26 protein-coding genes, 1 tRNA gene and 1 pseudogene are annotated in these 26,354 nt (G+C 57.6%); 12 read left to right on the top strand and 16 right to left on the bottom strand.

Annotation, left to right across the window (positions count from 1 at the left end; genetic code table 11):
* Positions 1 to 194: 194 nt before the first annotated feature.
* From IPM39_14580 to IPM39_14590, 3 genes are all read right to left on the bottom strand, one after another.
* A complete protein-coding gene (locus IPM39_14580) occupies positions 195 to 2,651 on the bottom strand; it encodes a HAMP domain-containing protein (protein MBK8987279.1) in 2,457 nt (818 codons plus the stop codon).
* Positions 2,652 to 2,656: 5 nt separating this feature from the next.
* The gene (locus IPM39_14585; GenBank protein ID MBK8987280.1) at positions 2,657 to 3,718 is read right to left on the bottom strand and encodes a PstS family phosphate ABC transporter substrate-binding protein; all 1,062 of its coding nucleotides are present in this window, start codon (positions 3,716 to 3,718) and stop codon (positions 2,657 to 2,659) included.
* 399 nt (positions 3,719 to 4,117) lie between these two features.
* Entirely contained in the window at positions 4,118 to 4,729 is a 612-nt protein-coding gene (locus tag IPM39_14590; protein ID MBK8987281.1) for an ABATE domain-containing protein, read from the bottom strand.
* 91 nt (positions 4,730 to 4,820) lie between these two features.
* On the opposite strand from IPM39_14590, the pseudogene IPM39_14595 reads away from it, so the two are divergent.
* Together IPM39_14595 and IPM39_14600 are read left to right on the top strand one after the other, a co-directional pair.
* A pseudogene (locus IPM39_14595) lies at positions 4,821 to 5,602 on the top strand (AzlC family ABC transporter permease).
* Between the two features lie 9 nt (positions 5,603 to 5,611).
* Positions 5,612 to 5,932 (top strand): AzlD domain-containing protein, encoded by a 321-nt coding sequence (locus IPM39_14600; protein ID MBK8987282.1) that lies wholly within the window; start codon positions 5,612 to 5,614, stop codon positions 5,930 to 5,932.
* A gap of 86 nt (positions 5,933 to 6,018) precedes the next feature.
* Here IPM39_14600 and IPM39_14605 read toward each other — a convergent pair whose 3' ends face one another.
* Positions 6,019 to 7,575, bottom strand: coding sequence for an alpha/beta fold hydrolase (locus tag IPM39_14605; protein MBK8987283.1), 1,557 nt, complete (start codon positions 7,573 to 7,575; stop codon positions 6,019 to 6,021).
* 287 nt (positions 7,576 to 7,862) lie between these two features.
* Between IPM39_14605 and IPM39_14610 the strand changes: the two genes are divergently transcribed.
* Both IPM39_14610 and IPM39_14615 read left to right on the top strand, forming a co-directional pair.
* Positions 7,863 to 8,069, top strand: coding sequence for a hypothetical protein (locus tag IPM39_14610; GenBank protein MBK8987284.1), 207 nt, complete (start codon positions 7,863 to 7,865; stop codon positions 8,067 to 8,069).
* Between the two features lie 47 nt (positions 8,070 to 8,116).
* Positions 8,117 to 8,317, top strand: a complete 201-nt coding sequence (locus IPM39_14615; GenBank protein ID MBK8987285.1) for a hypothetical protein — start codon at positions 8,117 to 8,119, stop codon at positions 8,315 to 8,317.
* A gap of 255 nt (positions 8,318 to 8,572) precedes the next feature.
* Here the strand turns inward: IPM39_14615 and IPM39_14620 are convergent, their stop codons facing one another.
* The 7 genes from IPM39_14620 to IPM39_14650 form a co-directional block, all read right to left on the bottom strand.
* Positions 8,573 to 9,040, bottom strand: coding sequence for a C39 family peptidase (locus IPM39_14620; protein MBK8987286.1), 468 nt, complete (start codon positions 9,038 to 9,040; stop codon positions 8,573 to 8,575).
* Complete coding sequence (locus IPM39_14625; GenBank protein MBK8987287.1) at positions 8,994 to 9,347, bottom strand: hypothetical protein; 354 nt, start codon at positions 9,345 to 9,347, stop codon at positions 8,994 to 8,996. The genes IPM39_14620 and IPM39_14625 overlap by 47 nt, the downstream gene beginning before the upstream one ends.
* Positions 9,348 to 9,551: 204 nt before the next feature.
* Positions 9,552 to 9,785: a hypothetical protein gene (locus IPM39_14630; protein ID MBK8987288.1), complete on the bottom strand. Its 234-nt coding sequence runs from the start codon at positions 9,783 to 9,785 to the stop codon at positions 9,552 to 9,554.
* 118 nt (positions 9,786 to 9,903) lie between these two features.
* Complete coding sequence (locus tag IPM39_14635) at positions 9,904 to 10,608, bottom strand: hypothetical protein (protein MBK8987289.1); 705 nt, start codon at positions 10,606 to 10,608, stop codon at positions 9,904 to 9,906.
* Between the two features lie 17 nt (positions 10,609 to 10,625).
* On the bottom strand, positions 10,626 to 11,111 hold the full coding sequence (locus IPM39_14640) for a sigma-70 family RNA polymerase sigma factor (protein ID MBK8987290.1): 486 nt from the start codon (positions 11,109 to 11,111) through the stop codon (positions 10,626 to 10,628).
* A gap of 239 nt (positions 11,112 to 11,350) precedes the next feature.
* Entirely contained in the window at positions 11,351 to 11,971 is a 621-nt protein-coding gene (locus IPM39_14645; GenBank protein ID MBK8987291.1) for a GyrI-like domain-containing protein, read from the bottom strand.
* A 151-nt stretch (positions 11,972 to 12,122) separates the two neighbouring features.
* The gene (locus IPM39_14650) at positions 12,123 to 13,655 is read right to left on the bottom strand and encodes a CHAD domain-containing protein (protein ID MBK8987292.1); all 1,533 of its coding nucleotides are present in this window, start codon (positions 13,653 to 13,655) and stop codon (positions 12,123 to 12,125) included.
* 492 nt (positions 13,656 to 14,147) lie between these two features.
* Here IPM39_14650 and IPM39_14655 point away from each other — a divergent pair, with 492 nt between their 5' ends.
* The 5 genes from IPM39_14655 (at position 14,148) to IPM39_14675 (ending at position 19,854) form a co-directional block, all read left to right on the top strand.
* Positions 14,148 to 15,344, top strand: coding sequence for an amidohydrolase (locus IPM39_14655; GenBank protein MBK8987293.1), 1,197 nt, complete (start codon positions 14,148 to 14,150; stop codon positions 15,342 to 15,344).
* Positions 15,345 to 15,386: 42 nt separating this feature from the next.
* Positions 15,387 to 16,349, top strand: coding sequence for a 2-phospho-L-lactate transferase (locus IPM39_14660; protein MBK8987294.1), 963 nt, complete (start codon positions 15,387 to 15,389; stop codon positions 16,347 to 16,349).
* Positions 16,350 to 16,370: 21 nt separating this feature from the next.
* Positions 16,371 to 17,021 (top strand): 2-phospho-L-lactate guanylyltransferase, encoded by a 651-nt coding sequence (gene cofC, locus IPM39_14665; protein ID MBK8987295.1) that lies wholly within the window; start codon positions 16,371 to 16,373, stop codon positions 17,019 to 17,021.
* Between the two features lie 71 nt (positions 17,022 to 17,092).
* Positions 17,093 to 18,100 carry an LLM class flavin-dependent oxidoreductase gene (locus tag IPM39_14670; GenBank protein MBK8987296.1) on the top strand — a complete coding sequence of 336 codons (1,008 nt, stop codon included), beginning with the start codon at positions 17,093 to 17,095 and terminating at the stop codon, positions 18,098 to 18,100.
* Between the two features lie 389 nt (positions 18,101 to 18,489).
* Positions 18,490 to 19,854, top strand: a complete 1,365-nt coding sequence (locus tag IPM39_14675; GenBank protein ID MBK8987297.1) for a hypothetical protein — start codon at positions 18,490 to 18,492, stop codon at positions 19,852 to 19,854.
* Positions 19,855 to 20,017: 163 nt separating this feature from the next.
* Here IPM39_14675 and IPM39_14680 read toward each other — a convergent pair whose 3' ends face one another.
* The 3 genes from IPM39_14680 to IPM39_14690 form a co-directional block, all read right to left on the bottom strand.
* Positions 20,018 to 20,920 carry a hypothetical protein gene (locus IPM39_14680; GenBank protein ID MBK8987298.1) on the bottom strand — a complete coding sequence of 301 codons (903 nt, stop codon included), beginning with the start codon at positions 20,918 to 20,920 and terminating at the stop codon, positions 20,018 to 20,020.
* Complete coding sequence (locus tag IPM39_14685; protein MBK8987299.1) at positions 20,917 to 21,306, bottom strand: hypothetical protein; 390 nt, start codon at positions 21,304 to 21,306, stop codon at positions 20,917 to 20,919. Before IPM39_14685 ends, IPM39_14680 begins: the two co-directional genes overlap by 4 nt.
* 111 nt (positions 21,307 to 21,417) lie before the next feature.
* Positions 21,418 to 21,502: transfer RNA gene (locus IPM39_14690), tRNA-Leu, on the bottom strand.
* A 160-nt stretch (positions 21,503 to 21,662) separates the two neighbouring features.
* On the opposite strand from IPM39_14690, the gene IPM39_14695 reads away from it, so the two are divergent.
* Together IPM39_14695 and IPM39_14700 are read left to right on the top strand one after the other, a co-directional pair.
* Positions 21,663 to 22,259, top strand: a complete 597-nt coding sequence (locus IPM39_14695) for a sigma-70 family RNA polymerase sigma factor (GenBank protein ID MBK8987300.1) — start codon at positions 21,663 to 21,665, stop codon at positions 22,257 to 22,259.
* 60 nt (positions 22,260 to 22,319) lie between these two features.
* Positions 22,320 to 23,240 (top strand): zf-HC2 domain-containing protein, encoded by a 921-nt coding sequence (locus IPM39_14700; protein ID MBK8987301.1) that lies wholly within the window; start codon positions 22,320 to 22,322, stop codon positions 23,238 to 23,240.
* Positions 23,241 to 23,296: 56 nt separating this feature from the next.
* Here IPM39_14700 and IPM39_14705 read toward each other — a convergent pair whose 3' ends face one another.
* Both IPM39_14705 and erpA read right to left on the bottom strand, forming a co-directional pair.
* Positions 23,297 to 23,674 (bottom strand): DUF2203 domain-containing protein, encoded by a 378-nt coding sequence (locus IPM39_14705; protein ID MBK8987302.1) that lies wholly within the window; start codon positions 23,672 to 23,674, stop codon positions 23,297 to 23,299.
* A 121-nt stretch (positions 23,675 to 23,795) separates the two neighbouring features.
* On the bottom strand, positions 23,796 to 24,191 hold the full coding sequence (erpA, locus tag IPM39_14710; GenBank protein MBK8987303.1) for an iron-sulfur cluster insertion protein ErpA: 396 nt from the start codon (positions 24,189 to 24,191) through the stop codon (positions 23,796 to 23,798).
* Between the two features lie 298 nt (positions 24,192 to 24,489).
* Here erpA and IPM39_14715 point away from each other — a divergent pair, with 298 nt between their 5' ends.
* Positions 24,490 to 26,352, top strand: a complete 1,863-nt coding sequence (locus IPM39_14715; protein MBK8987304.1) for a VWA domain-containing protein — start codon at positions 24,490 to 24,492, stop codon at positions 26,350 to 26,352.
* Positions 26,353 to 26,354 lie beyond the last annotated feature (2 nt).

Here is a 26,354-nt window from a genome sequence, read left to right on the forward strand (position 1 = left end):
GTAAACTGGTGGTTTTAATAGATGTTCAACACGGCGTTAAGGGGGGGATAAGAAGCTGTTAATGGTTGATTAAGACCAGGGAAAAAGATTCAGTAGATCGAATTGGTTTGGGAGCGCAGGCGTCTCGCCTGCCAGTGCGGGCAAGATGCCCGCGTTCCGTTTTGGTCTGCTGAGATGGAGATTGGTTCAATCTCTTAAACGATCGCTGCCAGTTCACGGGGCCGGCTGTGGTTTATAGCGCGGCGGTGGGGATACGGCCGTTCCCCACCCCGCTTCTCCCACGGCAGCCACACCCAAAACGTAGACCCCACACCCGGCGCGCTTGTCAGCCAGATTCGCCCGCCGTGCATCTCTACCAGCCGTTTGGTAATGGGCAGCCCTAACCCAGTCCCTTCATAAACGCGATTCGACGCCCCATCCACCTGCATAAACTCCCGGAAAATCGCCTCCTGCTGCGCCGGTGGGATGCCAATGCCGGTATCGGCCACCGAAAAAGTCAACCCGTCTTCGCTGTCGCTGACAGCCAGGACGATGGCTCCTTCGTCGGTAAATTTGGCGGCGTTGGCGACCAGATTTAACAAAATCTGCCGCAGACGGAGCGGGTCGGCGGAAATGGGCGGCAATCCGGCCGGTACGCTGACAGTCAGCGAGATGGGTTTGCCTTTGAGCAGCCCCTCGGTCGTGGCGGCCGTGACGGCCATCATCTGCGGCACGTCCACTGCTTCGTAGATCAGTTCCACTTTACCGGCTTCGATTTTCGACAAATCGAGGATGTTGTTGATGAGGCCCAGCAGGTGCTGGCCGTTGCGATGCACGGTATCTATGCTTTCGTACTGGTTTTCGTTCAGCGGCCCGTCTATGCCTTTGAGCAGCAGGCGCGAAAAGCCGATGATGGAGTTGAGCGGCGTGCGCAGTTCGTGGCTCATATTGGTTAAGAACTGCGTCTTCATTCGATCCGCTTCGGCAAAGCGTTCGGCGACGGCGATTTGTTCGGCGTAGAGCCAGGCGTGCTGCACCGCCACCGCCACCTGGTTGGCGACGGTTTGCAGCAACGCTACCACGTCTGGGGGGAAGGCGTCGGTGCGTTTGCTTTGCACATCCAACGCGCCAATTACCAACTCGCCCACCAGTAATGGGAAGACGGCTTCGGCGCGGGTGGTTGGTAACAAGGGATGCTTAAAATGCATGGGGTCTTCGGCGACGTTTTGGGCGACGTAGGGTTGGCGGCTGGCCGTTGCCTGCCCCACCAGTGATTGCGATCCGACGTGGAGTTGGTGGCCGCTTTTGCGGAAGATGGCGCCCACCTCACCGTAGGATTCGCGGAGAACGGCCGTATCCGACCCAGGCTCAATCAAAAAAACCGACGCATGATAATAACCAAACCGCTCACAAATCAACGCGACCGACGTGTGCAGCACCTGGTCCAGTTCCAGGCTGGCCGAGGCCGCCTGGGCCACTTCGGCGCTGGTTGCCAGCATGTGGGTGCGCCGGGTGAGGGCCGCCATCGTTTGCTGCAATTCGCCGGTCATGTGGTTAAATGTGGTCGCCAGCAGGCCAATCTCGTCCTGGCTGGCGACGGGGGTGCGCGCATTGAGATCGCCCTGGGCGACGCGGTTCACTGTTTGGCTGAGGCGGGTGACAGGCTGCACCAGATAGTGGGCGACAATCAGGGCCATGACGCCGGTCAGCGCCAGAGCCACCAGACTGGTGATGAACGTGGTGCGGCCGGCGGCGCTGACGGCTTGCAGGGCGGCGGCCCGGTCTTCGTGGGCGATGATCCGCCAGTTCAGCCCGGCCACCGGCAGGCGTGAGCCGGGGTCGGTGGTGAACACAGGCGATTGGCTGATGAGACTGGTACGGCCGTCGTAAACTGCTTCGGAAAAGACAAGGTCGCCACTGGCAAGCTGCGCCAGACGGTTACCTAAAGTCGCGTCGGGGGTCACATGGTTCAGGCCATTGGCCTGGGGGATCATCAGGCCGCCATCGGGCAGGTATAAATCCACCCGACCGGCCCGCCCCATCTCTTCAAAGAGCAACATGTCGGTCAGGGCGTCCAGGCTAAATGTGCTGCGTAAGACGCCCACGACACGCTGCGTCTGACGGCCGTACACCGGCTGCGCCAAAATGACCGCGTCCGCTGCCGCCGTTGGTCCGATAAACAGCGTGCCCCGGCCCTCTTTGTAAGCCGCCCGCCACCATGTTTCATCGCCAAAATAGCTGTCGGGCGTGGGATTGGTGGCCGCGACCAACATACCCTGGTCGTTGGTGACCAGCACTTCAAAATTGTCGGGGAAGTTGTTGCGAAAGCGCAGCAGTTCATGGCTCATGTCGTTGGCGAGGAGGGTTTGCCACTGTTGGGATGAGAGTGCGCCAGCTTCGGATGGGGGAACGGCCGTCTGGCTCTGCGCTTCCAATTCATCCTGCAACACCCGATTCACGCTCAACGCTTCCAGCGTATCGGCCTGTTTTGCCAACAAATCGCCCACTGCCTGCGCTTTGGAACCGGCCAGGTCTTGCAAATCCTCGCCAACGTCGCTGATGAGCTGGCGGCGAATGGTCTGGCCGTTGAATGCGGCGACGATGGTGATGGACACCACCACTATCGCCAGAAACGCCCCCACCAGCTTGAACCGCAACGAAACAGGGCGCAAGCGCTTCACTCTTGCCCTTTCAGTAAGAGATCCGCCAGAGAAACACCCACTGCTGCGCCGGACCCGGCAAAAATGGACCCGGTTTGGCGGGCCGTAAAACGCTCTTGCGCCAGATCGTAAAGCGGATCGGTGAGCGGGATATACCCTACGTCATCCACTTGCTCGGCCGCATTGGCCAGGTAATAGGCCACAAATGCGTCCAGGGCTGGTTTTTGCGCCAGGCTGGCCGTATTGATGTAAATAAACAGGGGCCGGGAGAGAGGCTGATAAAGCCCTCGGGCCACGGTCTCGGTGTTGGGTTCCACGCAGCCTTGCCCATAATCCACGGCCAGCAGTCTCACCTGGCCCCGGTTGCGGTCATAATACGACAGGCCAAAAAAACCGAGGGCGGTCGGGTCGGCGTGGATGCCGGTCAGCAGCATCTCATCATCTTCATTGGCCCAAAAGTCGGGGCGGCTGACGCCCTCTTCGCCCACGATGGCTTCGGTGAAGTAATCGTAGGTGCCGGAGGCTGTTCCCGGCCCGTACAGGGTCAGGGGGTGGTCGGGGAAGCTGGCGCGCACCTGCTGCCAGTTGGTGATGGTCTGCCAGGCGGCCGGCTGCCACATGGTTTGTAATTCGGCGCTGGTCAGGCAGTCTACAAAGTCGTTGTCCAGGTGGGTTAACACGGCAATGCCATCAAAAGCGACCGGCAGTTCGATGAATTCGACGCCGTTTTGTTGGCAGGTGGCTATTTCGCTCTCTTTGATGGGGCGGGAGGCGTTGGAGAAGTCGGTTTCACCGGCGCAAAACTTCTTAAAGCCGCCACCGGTGCCGGAAATTGCAATTTCGATGGCGGCGTCGGGATTGGCCTGGCGGAAGTTATCGGCCATTTGGCTGGTGATGGGGCCGACGGTGCTGGAGCCATCGGCCAGGATGGCCGGGTTGGACAGGGTGGTGAGCGGGGAAGGGGTGGGGGGTAGGGAAGTGGCGGGAACGGCCGTTTCCTCCCCCCCACAACCACTTAAGAGCATAAAAACCAGGACGCCGATTAGGCCGACAACGTGGCGGTAATGAATGGGTCTCATTGAGTCTCCTTGCCTCAAACAGCGGATTAAATGGTGACAATTGCACCAGGCTGCATTGTACGCCGGAGTAGGCCGCGGAAAATCATCGGCTTGTTAAGAATGGTTTAAGGTTACGTTAACAGGAAACAGGGAACAATGGAGCGGTGGAGTTAACAAGACTATACCAAACGTTGGCATGGTCCAGCTCATATGATATGTCCTTTACAATTTGTAGCCGCGGTATCCTTACCGCCCTGGTGTCTTCTCACGTTTCGCGCAGCATACCGCCAATTCCACAAGAACTACTGTTTTTTCGTTGTTGAATTTGGCAAAGTATAGTGGGAAAAATACGGTCGTGTCCACAACAGCCATGCGTCAGTTGGGCGACAGGAGATAGATTGGGTGTGGACTTTAGGGTTTTCACGCTTTTGTGCGCTGGTAATGCCGCATCACCTTGGCCCGATTACCGCAGGTTTCCATCGAGCACCAACGGCGGCGGCGATTGCGGCTGGTATCCAGAAACAGCCAGCCACAGCCACGAACATTGGCGCACTGGCCGACCCGCTCCAGCGAGTCGCCGGTAAGAAGGTCGGCGGCATCGCGGATCACCGGCCAGATCATCTGTTCCAGCGCGGCGGTATCATCCCAGCCCCAGGAAAAACCATCTTCATGCGACACAATTTGATGGTGACTCAGCATACCGGACAATGCCGTATTGAGCGCGTCCAGATCAGTCGGTGCAGGGGATTGCTGGTGGGCGATGGCGGCGAAAACGCCATAGAGCACCTGGCGCAGCGCCCAGGCGGATTGCAGAACGGCCGTAGCTTCGTCGGGGTGTTGATTGGCCTCATGGCGCAGCGATTGGGCGGTAGAGAAATCTATCACTTCCAGCGTTTGCGCCCACTCGACAAGATCAGCATATTCTTTAAGCATTTCCTCGTGCCTCTCGCCGGCGTCTACGTTAAATGCGTTGGCAAAGGACAGGCACAATGCCCCTGAGATGGTGTCAAATTCGGTGCGATGGTTATCCATTTACGTGACCGTTTTAACCTTCAAAAGCCTTTTGACCAGTTAGACAAACAATGATATAACCATTATAGACGATTTAGAAGGTTAGAACAAGATGGATTTTTCACCTGTCAGCCCGAAAATTAAAACGCCGCGGGCTGAATTCTGGTCCGGCGTGGAGGCTACCTCGCCGCTGCTGGCCGGCGATCTGCCGTTCGGAATGCTGTATGGGGCGTTGGCGTTGACCACTCTCGCGCCCCTGCCCGCGTTGGCGATGTCTAGCATCGTGTTCGCCGGGAGTGCGCAGATTGTGGCGGCGCAGCTCTTCGCCAACGCTACGCCGGAGTGGTTATCATCCTGACCACCTTCGTGGTGAATCTGCGCCACCTGCTGTATGGCGCGTCACTGGCCCCCCAACTGAAGCATCTGTCCGGCCGTTGGCAGTGGCTGATCGCCTACCTGCTCACCGATGAGACGTATGCGATTGCCATCACGCGCTACGAGCGCCCAGATGTAGCGAGTCAGGGTGCGGCGGGCACCAATGCGCACTGGTACGCGCTCGGCAGTGGTCTGACCCTGTGGCTAAGCTGGCAGATCAGTACGGCCGTTGGGATTTTGCTCATCTCGCGGCTGGACATCCCGCCGGAATGGGGGCTGGATTTCATTTTGCCGTTGACGTTTATCGCCCTGATCGTGCCGGTACTCGCGGATAGAGCGAGCTGGCTGGCGGCGCTGGCGGCGGGCATTATGGCGCTGCTCTTCACGGCGCTGCCCCTGAAGCTCGGCCTGATCGCGGCGACGCTGATCGGCATCCTCGCCGGGGTGCTAGTTGAGCGTCTGCTGCCCGCCCGACGCGCCACGAAACGGGCGGGTGAAACGCTACCGGATGTGGAATAGGCGGGTGGTATGAGCGTGTGGCTGGTTCTAATCGGCGCAGGGCTGGTGACCTTCGGCCTCCGGCTGGCATTTATGCTCCTGGTCGGGCGCATGACTTTGCCGGACAGCCTGTGCAGTCTGCTGCGCTTTGTGCCCCCAGCCATATTCGGTGCGATTATTTTCCTCGGCGTGCTGATGCCGGAAGGGGTGCTGTTGCTCTCGCCGCGGGAAAATGTGCGGATCATCACGGCAGGGCTGGCGGTGCTTGTGGCGTGGCGGACCAAGAAAATTCTGCCCACCATCCTGGTGGGCATGATCTCGTTCTGGTTTTTACAGGCGGTGTTGGGGTGAGTCCCTCGTCAGTGTCAACGCGGTAAGGCTACCGCGGCTACAGGCTCGAATTTGTAAAGAGACTTCTCGCCTGATGAACCATGCCACTATCGCGTATACGTCTCCGGTAAGACGGTCTGCGTCATGATGTTGGTGAACGCCTCAAAATGCTCAAAGGCGGGGGCATGGGCGGCGTTATCAAAGGTGAAGATGCGTTTGATGGGCGCGTCTACCTGATTAAACCATTCCAGCGCCAGGTCACGGCGGGCATCCAGTTCGGCCGCGCCATCCAGCACATAGAGCGGTACATCCAACCGGGGCACATCTTGGCGAAAATCAATGCTTTTCAACTGCGGATACACGATAGACGCCGTGTCCAGAAAGCCGCGAAAGACGTTCACCTTTTCCACCAAGTTATACTCGCTGCCCAAGACATTCCACGGCCCAAGATTGGCTGCCCGCCCTTTTTCCAGGAACGCCTGCGGTGGTGTGTACGGCTTGTACAGCTTTTCGTACTGCCCCATGACAAAGGCGTAACCGTAAAGATCGGCGTAGGGCGGCTCGCCAAAGGCGCGCATCTGGGCGGCCAACTCTTCATCCCCTGTGCTGGCGGCATATTCCAGCACATCTTCATAAAGCAAACGGTCGGTTTCGCGCTGGCTGACCATCTGCCCGCTGCCGATGATGGCGTGGTACAGGTCGGGACGCTGTTGGGCCGCCAACACCGCCAACGTCGTGCCCCACGATTCACCGAGCAGGTAGATTTTTTCCTCGTCGAAACGTTCGCGCAGGTAATCGGTGACGGCGATGGTATCGGCGATGGTTTGCTCCAGGGTCAGCGTCTCGTCCGGGTCGAGGGCGGCGTAGGATTTGCCGGTTCCCCGTTGATCCCAACCGACCAGGATGAACTCCCGCGACAACTCATCAAACAAGACGCGCGGCCAGGGCAGGCTGCTTTGGCCCGGCCCGCCGCTGAGGTAGAGCAGCACAGGTTTGTCCGCGTCGTAGGCCCGGATCATGAGCGCCTGCTGGCTGCCGTTGACGTCAATGGTGGTCAGTTCGGCGATACTGCCGGGTAATGGCTCGCCATCTGTTCCCAAAATAGGCGGGGTGCTGGCGGGCTGGAGAATGAGGAGAAGCAGGGCAAGAACGAGCAGGGCGAGAACGGCCGTTGGTATCCATCTGACTACCGTTTTCATACGGCTGCCGGAAGTGGTCGCGCCGCTCAACTGCCGCGCCGCCAACACGCCCACTTCCACGCCCAAAATCATGGGCAGGAGCCCCACCAGCCCATGAAAACCGCGCCCCAAAATGAAGGCCAGGATGCCAAAGGTGTTGTCGAGGCGAATAGCGTCTACTGTGGGGCCAACGGCGTCCAGCCGCGCCAGTTCGATGGCGATGATGTAGGCGACAGGGGCCAGCAGCATGGCCCAGCGGCTGCGCATGAGCAGCCCGGCCAACAGGCCCACAGCCAGACTGGAAGCCATGACTATCAACGCTTGCACGGCCGTTGCCGGGCCGCGCGGCATGGTCAGGGCAACAACCAGTCCTGCCAGCGCCGCTGCGCCCAAGCTAATACCAAGAATCCACCAGCGATGATGCCATAATTGGGTTAACGGCCGTTGCACCGCGCCCGTATCCGTTTCCCAGACCAGGTTTCCCATTGTGCTATTCCCCTTTGGCGCGAATGTAATCGGTCACATCCACGTTTATAGACGATTTCTGTGGCAGTGAAGGCGGCCCACGATTTGCCCTGATCCAGACAGGCAGCCTCATCTGTCATGGTAGAGGATACAGGTGAAGGGGAACGGCCGTCGTCTAACCAAAGTTATGTTGAGGGTTATGTTTGGGGAGGGAGGGGAGAAACGGCCGTTCCTTATTGCATGGGAAATGCAGTCCCACTATACTGTCCTCCACTGTAGGTCCTATATAAGGCGTTTAAGGACGATTGATGCCTATAATCTTTTTACTTCTTGCAGACGTTATCATGTTTCTTTATCGCGATGAATATTACCATCCTGATACTACAGAACGACCGAATATTGCCGAACTCTTCATAGCCAAACATCGCAATGGGCCAACTGGTGCAGTAGACCTCTATTGGCACCCTCAATTGGCCACTTTCCGAAACTTGGTACGAACAGAAATAAGTCTCTAGCAGGTGCTGGCTGCCATCCTTGCCCAATAACCCAATGCAAGTTACCTGTGATCGGATTTATTTTTGTAATTGGCAACGGCCGTTCCCTCCCCCTACCAAATTTACCGAAAAACGAAGGGGAGGGACAACGGCCGTATGCGTTTGTGATGGGGAGGTGGCAGTTTACTCAGAAGCAAGCAGAGTTTGCCAACAGGGACGAAAATATTGTCATCGCGCCACATGAGATGGTGCTAGAGGTAATCCAATGAACGATTTTGATGAACAGTATGCAAATATAGCCAGGTGGGTGCAAGACGGCTGGATTGAGATAGGTCAAGATGATTTTAGTCGTTCGTTTATCCGCGTGCTGGACAAGCGGTGGTCTCGTGTGGGAAGGAAAAACCACCTACGATACTGTAGCGGCAGCATTGGCAGAGGCTGACGCAGCAATCGGCCGTTGGATAGAGGGGGAGGGATTATAGGGGAAGTTACGGCCGTAACACAACATACTCCTGGCGAGCGGCTTATGGCGCCAGTTCAATCGAAGCGTAGTAAGTGTCATGGGCGATCCAGGCTAATTCCAGATTACCATGAGAAACAGTCTGCGGGGCAGTCAAAAAAGCAGGGTCATTCAAGTAGAATTGCGCTTCATCGTAACCCACCACCACAACGGCGTGCCACGTTTCAATTGCCCAATAAGGTAAATCACCTGTCCAGACGAACAAGATAACTGGCTGATCGGCGTCAAGGGCGCGAAACACATCAGCCAATATTCCTTGACGATACGTCACCTGAATACCGGGAATTTGATCTTGCAGTTGGCGAATGTTACGGTGTGGCGTTCCCCACGGCCTGGTATCCAGCACAGCAAGGAGGGCATCATAATCCGCTGTTACCCCAATCGCCGCCAGTGCCATAAAAGCACAGGATGCCAGACAGTCAGATTCAAGACGCTGCGGCTGGTGGGGAACTGTTAAGAAGCGCCTGGGCATGAGTTTTTAATTGGGTGTGAAAATCGGGGGGCAAAAGCAGTTGGCCGGTACGGGCGTCAATATCCAGGTGCGCCACCTGGCCCAAGATTCCCCGGCGCGGCGAAGAGAGCAAAATGGGCACACGCCAGACCACCCGCCCCTGGGCAAGCATGAGCGCTGGGTCGCCGCCGCCCATCATATGGCTGATATGGCTGCCGACATAACCGCTGGCTTGCTGGCGGGCCGTGTAAGCCGTAATGTTCACAATCGGCTCGCCAGGGGCGGAAATCAGGTATTCATTTTGACGTAGCGTTGTCGTAATGTCCATCGCATGAAATCTCGCGCTGCATGAAATGATGACCTGCATTATAACATGACGCGGTAGTTTCGCATCATGCCTGCTTTATGAGCTTCGTGGTGTCACGGCCGTTCCCTCCCCCCTACCAAATTTGCCGAAAACGAAGGGGAGGGACCACGGGCCGTGTGCGTTTGGGATTAGTCGTGGGATGAGGGGGAGTTTACGGTCGTGAACCTACACAAAATCAAAACTTTCTTCTTGCAACCATTCCAGACATTGTTCCAGCCGCCTCAGCCGAACGGCGGCTAACTCTTTGGCAGCGGGCAGCGTAAACCGATCCTGTATCTTTTCCCGCCGGGACAGGACGACTTTGTAAGCGCTGATCAGGTCTTTCGGCCCTCGGCCAACCTCGCGTACCAGGCCGATGATGCCCAAGAAGCCCAAGAAATCGGCTTCGCGCAGCAGCACCGCTGTGGTTTAAATACACGTTCATTTGTATTCATAGCAAACCCGTTCTGAAAATAATCAAAGATTACGCAGATTACGCAGATTTCACCGATTAAAAATCTGCGTAATCTTCGATAAGTTAACCCTCCGCGAACTGCTCGGCGCGGCTGCGCAGCGTCAGCAGCATTTTGCGCTCCATGATGAACTGGACGAAATAGGTCAGTTTAATGGGCAGTTCCGGCTTCATCGCCATGTTGGAGCGCAGCAGCAGCCGGGTTGAGCCGTCCGCCTGCGGCAGCAGCACAAACTGCCAACTGTCCACGCAGGGATCTTCGGCTTTGCCTTCCATGCCAAAGCACAGCAGGACCGCTTCGTTTTGCCGCAGTTGACGCACATACAAACCGGGGCCGGGATTCAGCACATAATCTTTAGGGGTAAAACGCCAGAAGTCGCCAATCTGCACGTTCTGGTATTCCGGCACAATGCGATCTGTGGTATGGACGTTCAGGCCAAAGAGGTTTTCCAGCCAGTCGTAGCTGTACATGCCGCCCCGGTCTACACCGATTTGCAGCAGCCAGGGGTAAATCTGGGCCGGACTGGCCTGGATGGTAATGCCTTTGGTGAAACGCAAATTGGCCTGGGCCACCATGTCGTCGCCCGGCAGGTCGGCACTGGTTTCGGCGTCGGCTGCGCCCCAGTTTTTCATCCAGGGCCAGAGGAAGAGCAGGTAAACGGCCGTTGCCACTGCCCATAAGCCTGCTATGAAAGCCAAAATGCGAACAAAACGGCCGTTTCGAGGCTTTTTCCGCGCCAAATTTGTGGTTGGGTAAGGTTGAGATGTCATGAATCAACTCCCTGGGTCTAATTGAGATGAGATTGGCGGGTTTGCTCCAGCCCGGCGATACGCCATCGTCCCTGGCGCAGCGTGGCGCGAACCACTGCACAAGATGTTTCGAGAACGTGGGCGATCTCGTCGAAATTCAATTTGCAGCCATAGCGTAAAGCCAGCGCTTCCCGTTCAGGAAGCGGCAGGTTGTTAAACAGGGATTGGATGTCGGCAACGGCCGTTTCCGTCACAAATCCGCCGCGCTGGAGCTGATCGCGACAGCGGCGGCGGGCTGTCGCCAGCACGTTTATCAGGGAAACGTCCGGAAAATGAGCGCTGGCGTCTAAAAAAGCGGTCTCGGCCACCATTTCAGCGACACGGCCGTTGGCCAATATGCGGTAACAGAAAGTGAAAACGGCCGTTTCATGCATTTGCACAAACTGGCTAAAAGAAGAACATTTAGCCCGCACAGGCGGTTCATTTTCCACTCGCGTCATAGTCAGGTCTTGGGTCAGCAACACGCCAGCCTCCATCGAGTTTGCCAAACATCTTATTACCGTCCTCAGGGTACCAGCCTGACGCAAAACTGTCGCCTAACTTTGGTTACATTCTGAAAACCATAACCGGGGTCATAACCTAAGTTGAAGGTAGGCTGCACTGCTTTATAACACACTATGCCGGACTCATGACGTTTGCAGGAATCACCTGGTTAGCGGGCAACATCTCCTTATAACAAGAACGTATGACAAAGCGACAAATATCAGGCAGAGCGGACCGGTTGGCGCAAGATGGTTTTTAGCTTGGCGGCGGGCACGCGGCGTGGGTCGCTGAGGTAGATCTCGTGGTGACGGCCGTTAAAGACCAGCCCATTGGCCGGCATAAACTCGTGGTGGAGCTTGTGCAGCATCGGCGTCTCGTCGTCGTATGAGCCGGTGTGCATGACCTGGACCGACAGCCCTTCGTGGTAGCTTTCCAACCGCAGTTGATCCAGGGCAGGTAAGGCCTTTTGTTTTTGCACAACGGTCGCAGCCGCCGCAAACATCTCCGCCGTAATCCACTCCGGCTGCATGATCATCATTGTCCAACTCCATTGGCTTTTGTCGCGCTGCGTGGTAAAGGCGTCTATATCGTCGGCCCACCACAGCCCTTCCAATGGCATGACGGCATAATCCTGGCCCATCTGCTGTTTGCTCATAAATTTGAGTTTGTAGGCCAGACCATACAACGCTTCGACGGCTTGCTGGTAAGCAACGGCCGTGTTCGGGTCGCCGTGGCCGTCAATCATCAGGAATTGCAGGGTTGGCACATCCACCAGCGTAAACTGAACAGCCGGTTGGTAAAGATGTTTAAGATCACGTTTAAAATCTATTTTGTCCATCATTTATAGCTCCCTACGGCACACGGCCGTTCCGTCTGTGCCCTATCTTCAATCAGTTGAGCCAGTTTATACCCCAAATATGACGCCCTCTGTCAACTATCCGCATACGTCATAATCCGACATCTTCATCACCCTGTCACCTTGTCACCTTTATCTACGGGGCAAACAATTGGGCGAACAGGCGGGCATTTTCGGCAGCGGCAAACTGGCTAAAAGCAGCCGCCGATTCCACTTTGGCTTGGGCTTTTTTCTGTTCCAGGTTAGCCACCAGCCAGCCAATCGCCACCAGCGCCCGGCGGTTGCGCTGGTGGCGCAGGGGCAGTTTGTCAGCGACATGCAGCAGGTAAGCCTGCTGCACGTTCAGGTCATTCAGGTCGCCCAACCGGTTTTGCAACTGCTTAAGCTGCCGGATCAGCAGCCCCATCTCTTTCGCTGGAAACAGGCTGGCGAAAAATTCCATCAGGTAGCGCAATTTTTTGCACTCAATGCGCAAAGCGTGCATCTGACCATGCTGCTCTTCAGCCAGGATGGTCCGCCCGGCGCGAATCACCTGCTGATAACGCTTGTAGATGCGGCGGCGGGCTAAAATCAGGATAGGGGTGGCCGCTTTACGGGGTACGGCCGTTGCCCCCTTTTCGTCCACCGGTTCCGCCAAAACCCTCTCCCAATCGGCCACAATCTGCTGATATTCGGCGGAAGTCAGTCCGGCGCGGACCTCTTGCAGCGCCTCGGCCCGCTGTTGGCGCAAATAGATAAACAGCGGTTCGATTTTGCCCCGCAGAAAATCCGGCAGTTGGCGCTTGTACTCCTCCTCGGCCAACAAATAAACGTCCAGATCGCGCAGGCGATTGGACAACCGGCCGATCACCTTAAACCCATGCCGGAAACGCTTGAGTTCGGCCGGCGGGAAGACGGCTTTGATCTGGCTGAGGGCGGAGCGGGTGCGGCGCACGGCCACGCGGTAATCGTGCAAAAACTCCGGGTCCAGGTCTTGCAAGATGTACGCTTCGTTGGCGCGCATCACCTGGAGCAGGTAAGACAAGATTGCTTTGGTGGCTTCGTCAGCGCGCATAGCGGGGGCAAGTTGGATGTCTAACCGGGCGGAGTAGGCCCCTGGCGTTTGCCCGGCGGCGGCCAGGGCAGTGTGGTAGATGTCTGTGGTGACGGCCGTTACACCCACCAACGCCAATCTTGCGGCCATCTCGGCCACGACCGCCTCCTGCCCGGCGACAGGTTGAATGCTCAGGGTGAAAATGGGCGCAGTGGCGGGGTAAGCGGACGGCCGTATCTCTTGCATCAGCAGCCGGGCAACCGGCTGCCCGGCCACGTCGAGCGCCTGACAGGGGGTCGTGTGTATCACCACATCGGCCTGCGGCAGCAAAGCGCGCACTTCCAGGATTGGGTCCAGCCGGGCGCGCAGCAAACCATGCGGCAGGTCCCAAACATACACCGGAGGATCTGGCAAGACGGCCGTTGTTAGCACCCTGTTGGCCGCCAAATCGTGCAGCGTAAACCGCTGCCCCACCCCCATAAAGGCCAACAACTGCCGATAAAGCCGCCAATCAAAGGTGTCATAAATCGTCAGATGTTCGGCGCCGGACGGCGCGTCCAGCGGTATGATGCAGTACGGCAGCCATCGAGCCAGGTCGTCGGCTGTGGACTCTGGCGGCAGTAAAAATTTCAGCATGGGTTTCCTCTAAAAATCATACAAAGGTACAAAGAGACAAGGGAAAGAAGGTCCAAAGCGGGCAGATTGGAGCCATGATTCTATTTTACTCCACCGACGGCCGTGTTAACAGAACCATAACAATGAACCAGCGGTTCTCAAGTTGTCATGGTGTGTGGTATAGGGGCGGGACGGCGCGTGCAGGGAACAGCCGCAGCGAACGACATTTTCCCGCGCCGTCTCGCCCAACAGGATCCAAAGAGGGGCGAGACAGGCGGGGGGCAAGGCATTGGTGATTGGCAAAAACGTTGCGCCGCCTGTCCCGCCCCTACGGCTGGGTTTCAAAATGAGAATTGCTGACAATGAACAGCAGACAATCGGGTTCGCGGGTTGCCAGGGAGCCTGTGGCAGACCCACCTTTTCTGGCTGTCCTCACGCCGCCCTATTTTCCTTAACTCTGATATAATCTGGCGACAGTAAACTCTTTATCGGCTGTCGGAGTAGTTTAAGCATATGGCGCAACCCGATTTCAGGCAGGAAGCAGAGAATTTATTCGATTATATGGTGGCGCAGCGGCGCGATTTCCACCGTCATCCTGAGTTGGGTTTCCAGGAGACGCGCACGGCCGGAATCGTGGCCGAGACGCTGCAAGAATTAGGGCTGGAAGTGCAGCGCGGCGTCGGGCAAACCGGCGTGGTCGCGCTGCTAGAAGGGGCCAAACCCGGCCCCACTGTCCTGGTTCGTTTCGACATGGACGCCCTGCCCATCCAGGAAGAAAACCTGCTCGATTATGCCTCGCAAAACCCCGGCGTCATGCACGCCTGCGGCCACGACGGCCACACCACCATGGGGCTGGCCCTGGCAAAAATCCTGACTCGCTACCAGGCAGAGATGGCCGGCGCCATCAAATTTGTCTTTCAACCGGCCGAAGAAGGCATGGGCGGCGCATTTGCCATGATCGCCGACGGCGTGCTGCGAAATCCGCGCCCGGATGTAGCCCTGGCGATGCACTTATGGACGCCAGAGGAGTTTGGCAAGGTGCGTGTGGTCGAAGGGCCGTGCATGGCCTCGTCGAGTGTGTTCACGCTGACGGTACAGGGACATGGCGGGCATGGCGCTGCGCCGCATCTGGCAGTGGACCCTATTTTGGCGGCGGCGCAAATCGTCTCCGGGCTGCAAAGTATTGTCAGCCGCAACGTCAACCCCCAGGACAGTGTGGTGGTGTCTATCGGGCAGTTTTCGGCCGGGACCACCTTCAACGTCATTCCAGACCGGGCTATTTTGAAGGGCACGGTGCGCAGCTATAACAACGACCTGCACCGCATGATTTACCGGCGTATTTTGGAGATGGCTCACCATCAGGCCATCGCCTTTAGCTGTGAAGCAACAATGGAGACCATTGCCATTGTGGCCGCCGTGAACAATGCGCCGGAGCCAACGGCCGTTGTCCGTCAGGCGGCGGCGCATATGATGGGCGCGGATAACATTGTCGAACACCGCACCATGGCTTCGGAAGACATGGGTTACATTTTGGAAGAAATCCCCGGTTGTTACTTTTTTATCGGCGCGCGCAATTCCGAGAAGGGATTCACCTTCGCCCACCACCACCCCCGCTTTAACTTCGACGAGCGGGCCATGCTGGATGGCGTGGCTGTCATGGGCCAGGCAATTGCCAATTATGTGATGACTGAGAACGGCCGTAAGCCGTAAACGGAACTCGGAATACGGATCGCCCCATACAAATACCGCTCTATGGAACCATTAACCGACTTAAACATCGTCTGTCTGGCTGGCGGCGTGGGCGGCGCGAAGCTGGCACAGGGGCTGGCGCAAATCGTGCCGCCGGAGCGCCTGACCATCATCGTCAACACCGGCGACGATTTCCAACACCTGGGGCTGACCATTTGTCCTGATCTAGACACAGTGATGTATACCCTGGCTGGCGCCGCCAACGCCGTCACCGGCTGGGGACGGGCCGATGAAACCTTCCGGGCCATTGCCGAAGTGGGGCGGCTGGGCGGGCCAGATTGGTTTCGCCTGGGCGACCTGGACCTGGCGACGCACCTGACACGGACACATCTGCTGGCGGCCGGAGAGACATTGACGGCCGTTACCCAACACCTCTGCCGTCATTTGCACATTCAGCCCGGCGTGCTGCCCATGAGCAACCAGCCCGCGCCCACCATCATCCAATCTGGCGCGCGGCGGCTGCCTTTCCAGACCTGGTTTGTTGCCGAACACTGGCAGCCGCCAGTGGAGCAGGTCCTTCTGCCGGACAACGTGCGGGCGACGGCGCAGGTGACACAGACATTGGAAAACGCCGATATTGTGATTCTGGCACCATCGAACCCATTTGTGAGTCTGGACCCGCTGTTGAATGTCTACCCTATCCGCGAAATGGTCATGGATTTGCCGCAGGCTGTGGTCGGCGTCAGCCCCATCGTCGGCGGGCAGGCGGTGAAGGGACCGGCGGCCAAGATGATGCAGGAGATGGGCATGGCTGTTTCGGCAGCGGCCGTGCGCGCGTATTATGGTGATTTGCTGGACGGCTTCGTCTATGACGTTCAGGACGCCGCTGCCGAACGGCCGTCCGGGACGACGTTGTGCGTAGACACGATGATGACCAACGAAGCCGACCGGCGGCGGTTGGCGCAAGACGTGCTGATGTTTGCCCAGCGTATCATCGCCGCCACGGCTCATCGCCGCCACGGCTGAATAACAGTCACCGCCGAATCAATGGACGAACGGCCGTTTGCCCCGATTGTCTGGGCCATCATCCCGGTGAAGCCGCTGCTGACCAGCAAAAACCGGCTGGCGCATGTGTTGTCACCTACGGCGCGGGCGCAGTTGATCGGCGCGTTTTTGGCGCGGATGTTGGCAGAATTGCAGCAGGTGGCTGGTCTGGCGCAGATTTTGCTGGTAAGCAGCGACCCGAGCGTGGCCGAGATTGCCCGGCAGTTTGGCGTGCGGCTGTTGGTGGAAGAACGGCCGTTGGGCCTGAATACGGCCGTCAGCCGGGCCGCCCGCCTGGCCGCGGCGCAAGGAGCTGATGGCGTTCTGGTTTTACCGGCCGACCTGCCCTTTTTGCAGGCGGCCGACGTGGATTGTTTGTTGGCCCAACTAACGGCCGTGCCCACAATGGTCATTTGCAGCGACGGCCGTGCCGATGGAACCAACGCCCTGCTGCTCAGCCCTCCCCGCGATTTCATCTTTCAGTACGGGCCAGGCAGCTTGCAAAACCACCTGCGCGAGGCTGAAAGCAGAAAAATGGTCCACAAAATTGTGCAATGTCCCGGCCTGCAATTCGACCTGGACACAGAAAATGATTGGCAAGTTTATCAACACGCCCGGTACGGGGTTTCAGGTGCAGAGATTCGGGTTTCGTAATCCGTTGTCCGTAATCCGTAATCCGTCTACGGAACACACCCCTACCGGGCCACCCACTCAAGGAGGTTCCCATGTCTCAAGACCGCGTAGCACTTTATTTGCAGGATGCCCACTCGCTGCAAGAAGGGATGAAGTTGGTCCAATATGCCGAGGAGAAGGGCTTTGAAGCCGTGTGGCAGGCGGAAAGCCGCCTGGTGCGCGACGCCATTGTGCCCATGGCCGCTTTTGCCGCCATCACCAGCAAAATAAAAGTCGCCAGCGGCGTCACCAACAACTGGACGCGCAACATTGGCCTGCTGGCGGCCACATTTCTGACGCTGGACGATCTGGCCCAGGATCGCATTATTTGTGGCATCGGCGCGTGGTGGGATCCGCTGGCGAGCAAGGTGGGTATCAACCGCCGCAAGCCGCTGACGGCCATGCGCGAGACGATTGAGGTGATGCGCAAGCTGCTGGCGATGGAACGGGTGACGTTTCATGGCGAGTTCCATCACGTGGATGACATTATGCTGGATGTGGTGCACGGCCGTACCGAACCGCGCAACGTGCCCATGTACATTGGGGCCACCGGCATGAAAATGATGGAACTGGCCGGTGAAATCGCCGACGGCGTTTGCCTGAACTACCTGGTCAACCCCAAATACAACCTGGAGGCGCTGGACGCCCTGGAAACTGGCGCCAAACGCGCTGGCCGCACCCTGGACGACATTGACCGGCCACAATTGATGATTTGCTCCGTAGACCATGACCGCAAGCAGGCGCTGGACAAAGCGCGTAAGATGATGACCCAGTATTTAGGCCAACAGCCCCATCTGATGAAAGCCAGCGGCGTCAGCCAGGAATTATTGGACGACATTCATCAGGTCCTCACCTGGCCGGCCACCGACGAGGAAATTGAGGCGGCCATGCACCTGGTTCCCGATGATGTGGTGCAGATGTGTACAGCCAGCGGTTCGCCGGAGGAAGTCAAGGCAAAGGTGCGCGAGTACATTGACAACGGCTGCACCTGCCCTATTTTATATCCACTGGGCGACCCAATGTTGATGATTGACATTTTCAGCGAAGGCTACAGCGGATAACCGATAGCCAGCAAGGGTTTTTGCAAAATCGGCAGCGCATGAAGAAAGCGCCTCAGGCAATGCCTGGGGCGTTTTTATATCATCTGGTAACAGTATTCAGTATTCAGTTTTCAGTGCGTATCTTCCAGAGGTAACACGGATTGAAAACTGGTCACTGATTACTGGTCACTGATTACTGATTACGGCTGCCAGGTAGTACCCTTTTCCCCGTTATAGTGAACCGGTTTAACAAGTATAATGACCATGGGTCATTCAGGGAAATAAGCATTGCACAGCAGCGACCGCATTTTCACCTGCTCTGTACGCAAAAAATCGAGAGACCCGTATACAATTAATGTCATTATCTTTGGACGACTGGCGTCTGATGATAGATTGGTGCATAGGCTATCATGATGGATCAAAGCTATCCGCAAGAACTCCGGGCTGATTCCAGCCAGCTTATTTTCCCCTTCGCGGCAACACTTGTTTTGCTTGGTTCTATGACGGCCGTTTTAACCATCTCCACTCTCTCAGGAAGCTGGCCGTTTGTCCTATATGGCCTTTTGGGGACAGCTGGCACCTTGTACGCCGGCAAACTCAGCAAACAAGACAAGCAAACGGCCGGCGGCGCGTTGTTCATCCTGCTGCACCTGATCATGCTGACGTTGATACTAACTTTCACCTATCAACCGGGCGTGGTTGGTCCGCTGCCGTATTTGTACGGTGTGGTCATCCTCATTAGCGGCATGGTTGTACGGCCGTCGGCCGCTTTTACGACCTGGTTTTTGTCACTGCTGCTCATGGGGGCTGGCATCGGACTGATAGGAGAGTGGGGTACGAGCAGTTTGTTGGCTTATCTACCGGCCATCTTCATCAATTTTTTGCTGGCGGCTGTCTCTTTTTTGTCGGCAGTGGAATGGCAAACGGCCGTAGAATCCACCAGCTATCTGCATCGCCGCGTCCAACAGCGGCGCGACGAACTATTCGCCATTCAAGAAGAATTAAGCCTGACCAACGCCCGTCTGCAATTTCTCAACGAACAATTGGAACTCGCCCGCGCCGCCGCCGAAAATGAACGCGACATGCGCACCCGGTTTATGAACAACGTCAGCCACGAGCTGCGCACACCCCTGAACGCCATCGTCAATTTTGCCCATATCCTGGCTCTCGGTGGCCGAGGACCGGTTACTGAAGAACAGATAGATTATTTACAGCGTGTGGAACAATCTGGCTGGCATTTGTTGGAAATACTCAACGATCTCTTGGACATGGCCCAGATTGAATCTGGCGAGTTCAAGCTGCACCTGGAAACCATCCACCTCTACCACGTCTGCGAAGAAGCCATGACCAGCACCCGCGGCCTGCTGTTGGATAAAGAAGTGGAACTAGTGCGCGATTACCCAGACGAATGGCCCCTGGTGTATGTGGACCAAATGCGCCTGAAACAGGCGTTTATCAATTTGTTGGGCAACGCGGCCAAATACACCGAACAAGGTTATATCGCTATGCGCGTCCAACCCAACGGTCAGAGCGTTAGAATCATCGTCGAAGATACGGGCATTGGCATTGCCCCGGAGCATCATCAGGCCATTTTCCAGGAATTTCGCCAGGTGGATGAAACGGCCGCGCGCAAACGTATTGGCACGGGTCTGGGGCTGCCCATCACCAAACACCTGATCGAACGACACCACGGGACCATCACCATTGAGAGCGAAGCCGGGCAGGGAAGCAGGTTCATCATTCAACTGCCAATTTACCAGCCGCAGAAGTTGTAACAACACGGCATTAGCGCCCTGGGATTAGTAGCAGAAATCAGTTTTCAGTTTTCAGTTTTCAGTGTTCGGTTTTCGGTACACGTTTTCCACAGGCAACGCCGACTGAAAACTGGTCACTGAATACTGATGACGACTACTAATGCCGCCAGGCAAAATCCAAACCTTATTCCGCCTCTGGGGTTTGCAGCACAAGGCGCAAATTCTGGAATGTTAAGCGCCAACCGCCATCCCGCCCGTTGGTACATGGCTCAATGCGCAAGCCGCTGATTTCCGGGCTGCCATCCACCAGGGCAACCGAATATGAGACGCTAGGGGTCATGCTAAAGTCGCCATAACCGGCCCCTTGTTCCGGCTTGAAGCCAGTAAAAAAGCGGTCTTCGCCGCTGTCCCAACGCACGATGACTTCCACGCCGGGCAATTGGTTGAGCAGCGCGTCCAGCGTTTCTACCTCGATGCGGCTGACGGCCGTTCCGGCTAAACAAACCCTTTCTTGGGCTAACAGACGGTAATTAGGCTGCGGCGTCGCCGTGGCGGCGGTAGTGGCTGTGGGGGTGGCCGAAGGTTGGGCGGTGGGGCTGGGTACGGCCGTGTGTGTCGGCGTCGGCGCAGGTGTGTCGGTGGCCGCGGGGGTGGGGGTTCGCGTGGCGGCCATGTCTGGCGCAAACAAAGCGACGGCCGTGCCCTGTGCGCCCAGCCGCTGCGCCAACTGCGCCAGATGCTCAATGTCGGCGGCCGGCCGCTGTGCGCGCAAATAGCCCTCTAGCTGCGCGTCTACCCGCTCAGCCAGCGCCTCGTCTCCCAGGGCCGCCAGCCGTTCGCTGGCCCGCTGCCAATCACCATCAGCGGCAAAACTTTCGCTGACCAGATAGATGTATTCCGCTTTGTATCTTTCGCTAAAGCGGGCAGGGCTGGCGTCGGTATAGACCACCGGCGCGATGACCCAGGCATAATACAGCGCACCAATCAGTCCGATGACCAGCCCTAACAGAAACAACCCGGCCGCCGAAATCTGGGCAGACCGGTCGCCGCCGGCAGGGGATTGGGAACGACGACGCCGTCGGCTCATGGTTCCCCCGGCTCCGGCAATGGCGACAGAAAGGGCTGCAAAGCGGGCGAGTCCAGCCCTAAATCGTAGGCTAGCTGAGCCAGGCGGCGCGTATCATCGCCCCGTTCGCCCCGCAGGATTTGGTCTAGTACGTAGTCGTTGAGGAAGGTACGGCCGTCTTGCCCCAACATCATCAACCGCTGCTGCGCAGCCGGCAAGTTGCCATCGGCGGTGTAAATGGTCGCCACCATCAGCAAATACTCTTGTTTATAAGGGGCGGCCAATACAGATGGGTTGGCGTCAGTAAACTCGGTGGGCCAGGCAATCCAGCCCAGGTAAAGACCCAGTAGAATTCCGGCGGCCAACCCCATCCCAACCAGGCCAATGATGCGAAGCCAACGTTTCATCGTCAGTAAAAGGTCCGTTTTACACAAAAAAAGGCCACCTTGTCCTGGTAGCCTGCTTTTGCCATTTGCCCGGCTCTGCCCCGGCGCTTATAATCCGCTGCGGTCTAGATTTGGTGCCGAAGGTGGGAATCGAACCCACACTCCCGAGGGAACACGATTTTGAGTCGTGCGCGTCTGCCTGTTCCGCCACTTCGGCAAGGTCCAAAATTGGACACGGACGGGAGTATAGAGCAAGCAGAAAATTCTGTCAAAAACAGTAAATGGCGTATGCGCCTGTCATTTAAAGTTGGTTTGTTGGTTGGTTTGCCACCCGGCAAACCAACCGGCCAACTGACGAACGAACCAACAATCGCGCAATGGACGAAGCTGTACTCATCAGGCAGGCCCAAAACGGGGACGTGAGCGCTTATAACCGGCTGGTTTTGCAATATCAAAGCCTGGTTTATAACGTTGTCTACCGCATCATGGGCGAACCGCAGGGGGCGGAGGATATGACGCAAGAGGCGTTTATCTCCGCTTATCAGGCGCTCAATCGCTTTCGCGGCGGCAATTTTAAGGCGTGGCTGCTGCGCATTGCCACCAACGCCTGTTACGATGAGCTGCGCCGTTACAAACGGCGGCCGCAATCTTCGCTGGATGAGCTGACAGAAGAGAATGATTCATTTGCCTTCTTGCGCAGCCCGGAGGAAGGGCCAGAAGCGCAGCAGCAGCGCCTGGAGATGATGCGGGCTATCGAACACTGCCTGGGTGATTTGCCGGAGGACCAACGGATTACGGCCGTACTCCGCGACGTAGAAGGCTACGATTACAACGAAATCGCCGACATCACCGCATCATCCCTGGGCACGGTGAAGTCGCGCCTCAGTCGCGCCCGCACCAAGCTGCGCGACTGCCTTCAGGGTTTTGCGGAACTATTACCCGCCGAATATCGTTTACAGATCAACAACAGCTAACAGCCCATCCTTCGGCAAGCTCAGGACCAATCGTCAATCGCCTTACATCTGCCAACTATCATGTTTAACTTTGTACGTAATCTCACCAAATCGGAACAGGACAGACGACAGGAAGCGCTCAGCGCCTATCTGGATGATGCCCTGTCTGCCCGTCGTCGCCAGGAATTCGAGCGGCTGCTGGCGATGGATGCCGATTTGCGTCGGGAATTGGAATTGCAGCAGCAGATTCGTCGGCAGATGCAGGCTATGCCGCAGCGCTCTGTACCGCGTAGTTTTACGCTGGACCCGGCCGCTTATGGTCCGCCGCGCCGCGAGCCGTTGGTGCGGGCGTACCCTGTGCTGCGTGGGGCTACCGCTCTGACGGCCGTCTTTTTTGTCGTCGCTTTGGCGGCCAGCCTGTTTTCGTTTAATGGAACGGCCGGCATAGCTTCGCCCGCGCCAATGGCTCAGGAAGCAGCCTCGTCAATGGAAGGTGAATTGGCTGCTGCGCCAGAAGCAGCAGCCGACTCGGCCCGGATTGAAGAAGCGCTGGCGGCGGATACGGCCGTTTCCGAAGCCGCCGATTCTGGCAGTATGGCCGCCGAAGAGTCCGCAGCGTTTGCCATCACAGAAAACCCGCCAGAAACGCCAGCGGAAGAGATGGGCGCGGCGGGAGATGCGCTGGCTTTGCCTGCGGCTACCATGTCTGCGACGATTGCGCCGCCCATGCCAACGGCGATGCCTACACCCGCCGCTGAGGCGCTGCGGCAATCTGAGTTCAACGCAACGGCCGTCGTGAGCGAACAACCGGCGGCTCCCAGCCCATCACTCGCCGCAGAGGTTAATCCGGCCGACGCAGCGCCGACGCCCAACGAGCCACCGCAGCCCAAAACAGCGCCGACTTTGCCCACCCGCGCATTCTGGCCGCTGTTGGCCGTTGGTTTGGGTGGATTGCTGGTCGTTTTGGCGCTGGTGACGGTTGCTGCCAGGCGGCGACAATAAGCTGAATTGAATGGCGGCGCGGGGTGATTTGTGGCGGATAAGGGGAAAGAGTGGCCTCAGACGTGATGACGGTCGTTGAAGCCGGTATGTAGATCGTGGTAGTAAGACACTTCTGGCTCGCCGTAGCGCCAACAAAGGTACACGTCACGGCCGTTACGGTCACACAAGAAATCTAGCAATCCGACGTTGATGTCTTTGACAACACAGCCCATCTGCTGCAACTGCTCGATCAATGCGCCGATGGCCGCAAAATCCTGGGTCATTTGCGCCGGAATGCGACCACCCACGTCTACACGCAGGTCAGAAAACAGCGGTTCGTGGCGTTGATACAGGCTGACAACTCTGGCTCTTTTTTCCAGAAGCTGCGCCATCAGTGGCTCAATAATGGTTAGAAGCGCGTTGGCCTCAGCAACCGTGAAGTATTTTGCCGACACGTTGTCTCTCTTAAAATAGAGTTGTCACATCTTAAGGAAGTGACAACTCTAACCCTAACAAAAACGGGGCGACTCAATGCGCCCCGTTGTGTGAATCATCTTCTACAGCCAGCGAGCGACATTAGCCGCAGCTGCTGCAACCACCACCGGCCGCGCCGGCGCTGTCTTTTGTTTTGAAGGACGTGCCACAACCACAGGCCGAGACGGCGTTGGGATTATCAATTTTGAAGCCGCCGCCCATGATGCTGTCTTCGTAATCAATGGTGGCATCCGCCATATACATCATGCTGGTGGGATCGATAAAAACCTTCACGCCATCTTTTTCGATGACATTGTCATAGGGACGCGCCTCGGCTTCCAGGGCCATGCCATATTGCAGGCCGGAGCAGCCGCCACCAGACACAAAAACGCGCAGCCCATAATCGGGTACGTTCTTTTCTACGAGAAGCTTACGAACGACGGCAACGGCCGTATCCGTCAGATTAATTGTGGTTGTTTGTTCTAAAACGTCGTCCATGTCTTGACCCATCCTTGTTACATAGGAATTAGTATGCAGATTCTAGCAATAAAGCGGACCGGTGTCAATTTTTATCAAGTTTTTCTTAATAATAGGTCAGTAGGTGGTGGTTAGAACCTGCCCAGAACCCGTAAGCGCCTCTTCAAGTTATGTTATAATCCAGGCTACCCTATGGATAAACAGTCACGAGGTAAGACAGTGGAAACAGTGAAGCAAGTCATCAACGCAAACAGGCTGCAAATTCCTCAGATGTGGGCAGCGCTCGATTCACAAGGTCTGGTTGTTTGGGAATAACAGCTTGTCCTTCTTAACCCCTGCCTTCCTCCTCCTCGGCCTGCTGGCCGCGCCCATCATCGTCATGTACATGCTGCGCCTGCGGCGGCGCGAAGTGGCCGTCAGCAGCACCCTGCTCTGGCAAAGGCTGCTGCGCGACCGCGAAGCCAACGCCCCCTGGCAGAAGCTGCGCCGCAACCTGCTGCTCATCTTGCAGCTGCTAATTCTGGCGGCGTTGGCGCTGGCCCTGGCACGGCCGTTTCTGCCCGTCCCCTCAGTCATCACCGGCAACACCGTCGTCCTGCTGGACGCCTCTGCCTCCATGCAAGCCACCGACGTCGCCCCGAACCGCTTCGCCACCGCCCAGGCCGAAACCGCCAACCTGATCAACGACCTCGGCGGCGGCAGCCAGATGACCCTCATCCAGGTCGGGCAGACGCCTGTCGTCCTGGCAAGCGCCAGCGGCGACAAAACCGCTCTGCGCCGCGCCCTGGACAGCGCCCGGCCAGAATACGGCCCGTCCGACTGGCCCTCTGCTCTGGCCCTGGCTTCCGGCGCGGCGCAAGGCTTTCAGGACGGCCGTATTGTCATCATTTCCGATGGCGGCCTGCCCAGCGACCTGCCGCCACTGCCCACCGCGCCCATTTATCTGCCCATCGGCGCCAGCGGTGAGAATCTGGCAATTTCCGCCCTGGCCACCCGCGCCACGGCCGCCGGTCCGCAGTTGTTCGCCAGCGTCACCAATCACGGTTTGGCAGACCGTCCGGCGCTGCTGACGTTGGCGCTGGATGGCGCGCTGTACGATTCGCGCCGCGTGAACGTGCCGGCCGGGAGCAGCGCCAATCTCACCTGGGATTTGCCGGAGGGGACGGCCGTTATCAACGCACGCCTTTCCGACCACGATGGCGACAATTTGCCGTTGGACGACGTGGCTTATGCCGTCCACGAAGGCGGCGTCACCAACCGCGCTCTGCTCGTCACCGAGGGCAACCTCTTCTTGGAGCAAGTTTTTAGCGTGCTGCCAGGCATCGAAGCATTCAAAGCCGCGCCCGGCAGCGACCTGACCCAGGAGGATTTTGACCTGATTGTCTTTGATGGCGTGCCCTTGCCCGACCCACTACCCAAGGCGGATCTGCTGATCATCAATCCGCCCGCCGGCAGCGGGGGGGATTTGTTCAGCGTCACCGGCGCTTTTTCGGACACGGTGGCTATCCGGCTGGCCGATTCGCCGCTGCTGCAATTTGTGGATTGGCGGGATGTCAGCGTGCGGCAGGCGCAAAGGGTAGAGGCGGTCTGGGCACGGCCGTTGGTGGAAGCCCCAGGCGGCCCGCTCATCCTGACCGGCGAGCAAAATGGGCGGCGCATTGGCCTGATCACCTTCGACTTGCGCGACTCTGACCTGCCGCTGCAAATTGCTTTTCCCATTTTAATGGCTAATATTACTGGCTGGCTCAGCCCTGGACGCGCCTTCGACGCCCCAACCGGCTTGCAGCCAGGCGACCCGGTGACAATTTCTCCGGCGGCCACCACAACGGCCGTTCTGGTGGAAAAACCGGATGGCAGCATCTGGACGGCCGTGCCTGGCGAGGAAGCCACTATCTTCACAGAAACCGGCCAATTGGGCCTTTATCGGGTGAATTTGCGCGACGATAACGGGACGCGGCCGGCCGGCAGCTTTGCCGTCAACCTGTTTAGCCCGGCCGAATCGACCATTCAACCAACTGCCGCGCTGCAAATTGGGCAAGTAGCCGCCGAAGCGCCGGCCGAAAGCAACGTAGGCCAGCGCGAATGGTGGCCCTGGCTGTTACTCATGGCCGTATTGATTTTAATGGTCGAGTGGTGGGTACAACACCGCGGGCCAACCCTACCAAAGCTAACGAAAAGCTAACG

The sequence above is a fragment of the Candidatus Leptovillus gracilis genome, from assembly GCA_016716065.1.
Lineage (GTDB): Bacteria > Chloroflexota > Anaerolineae > Promineifilales > Promineifilaceae > Leptovillus > Leptovillus gracilis.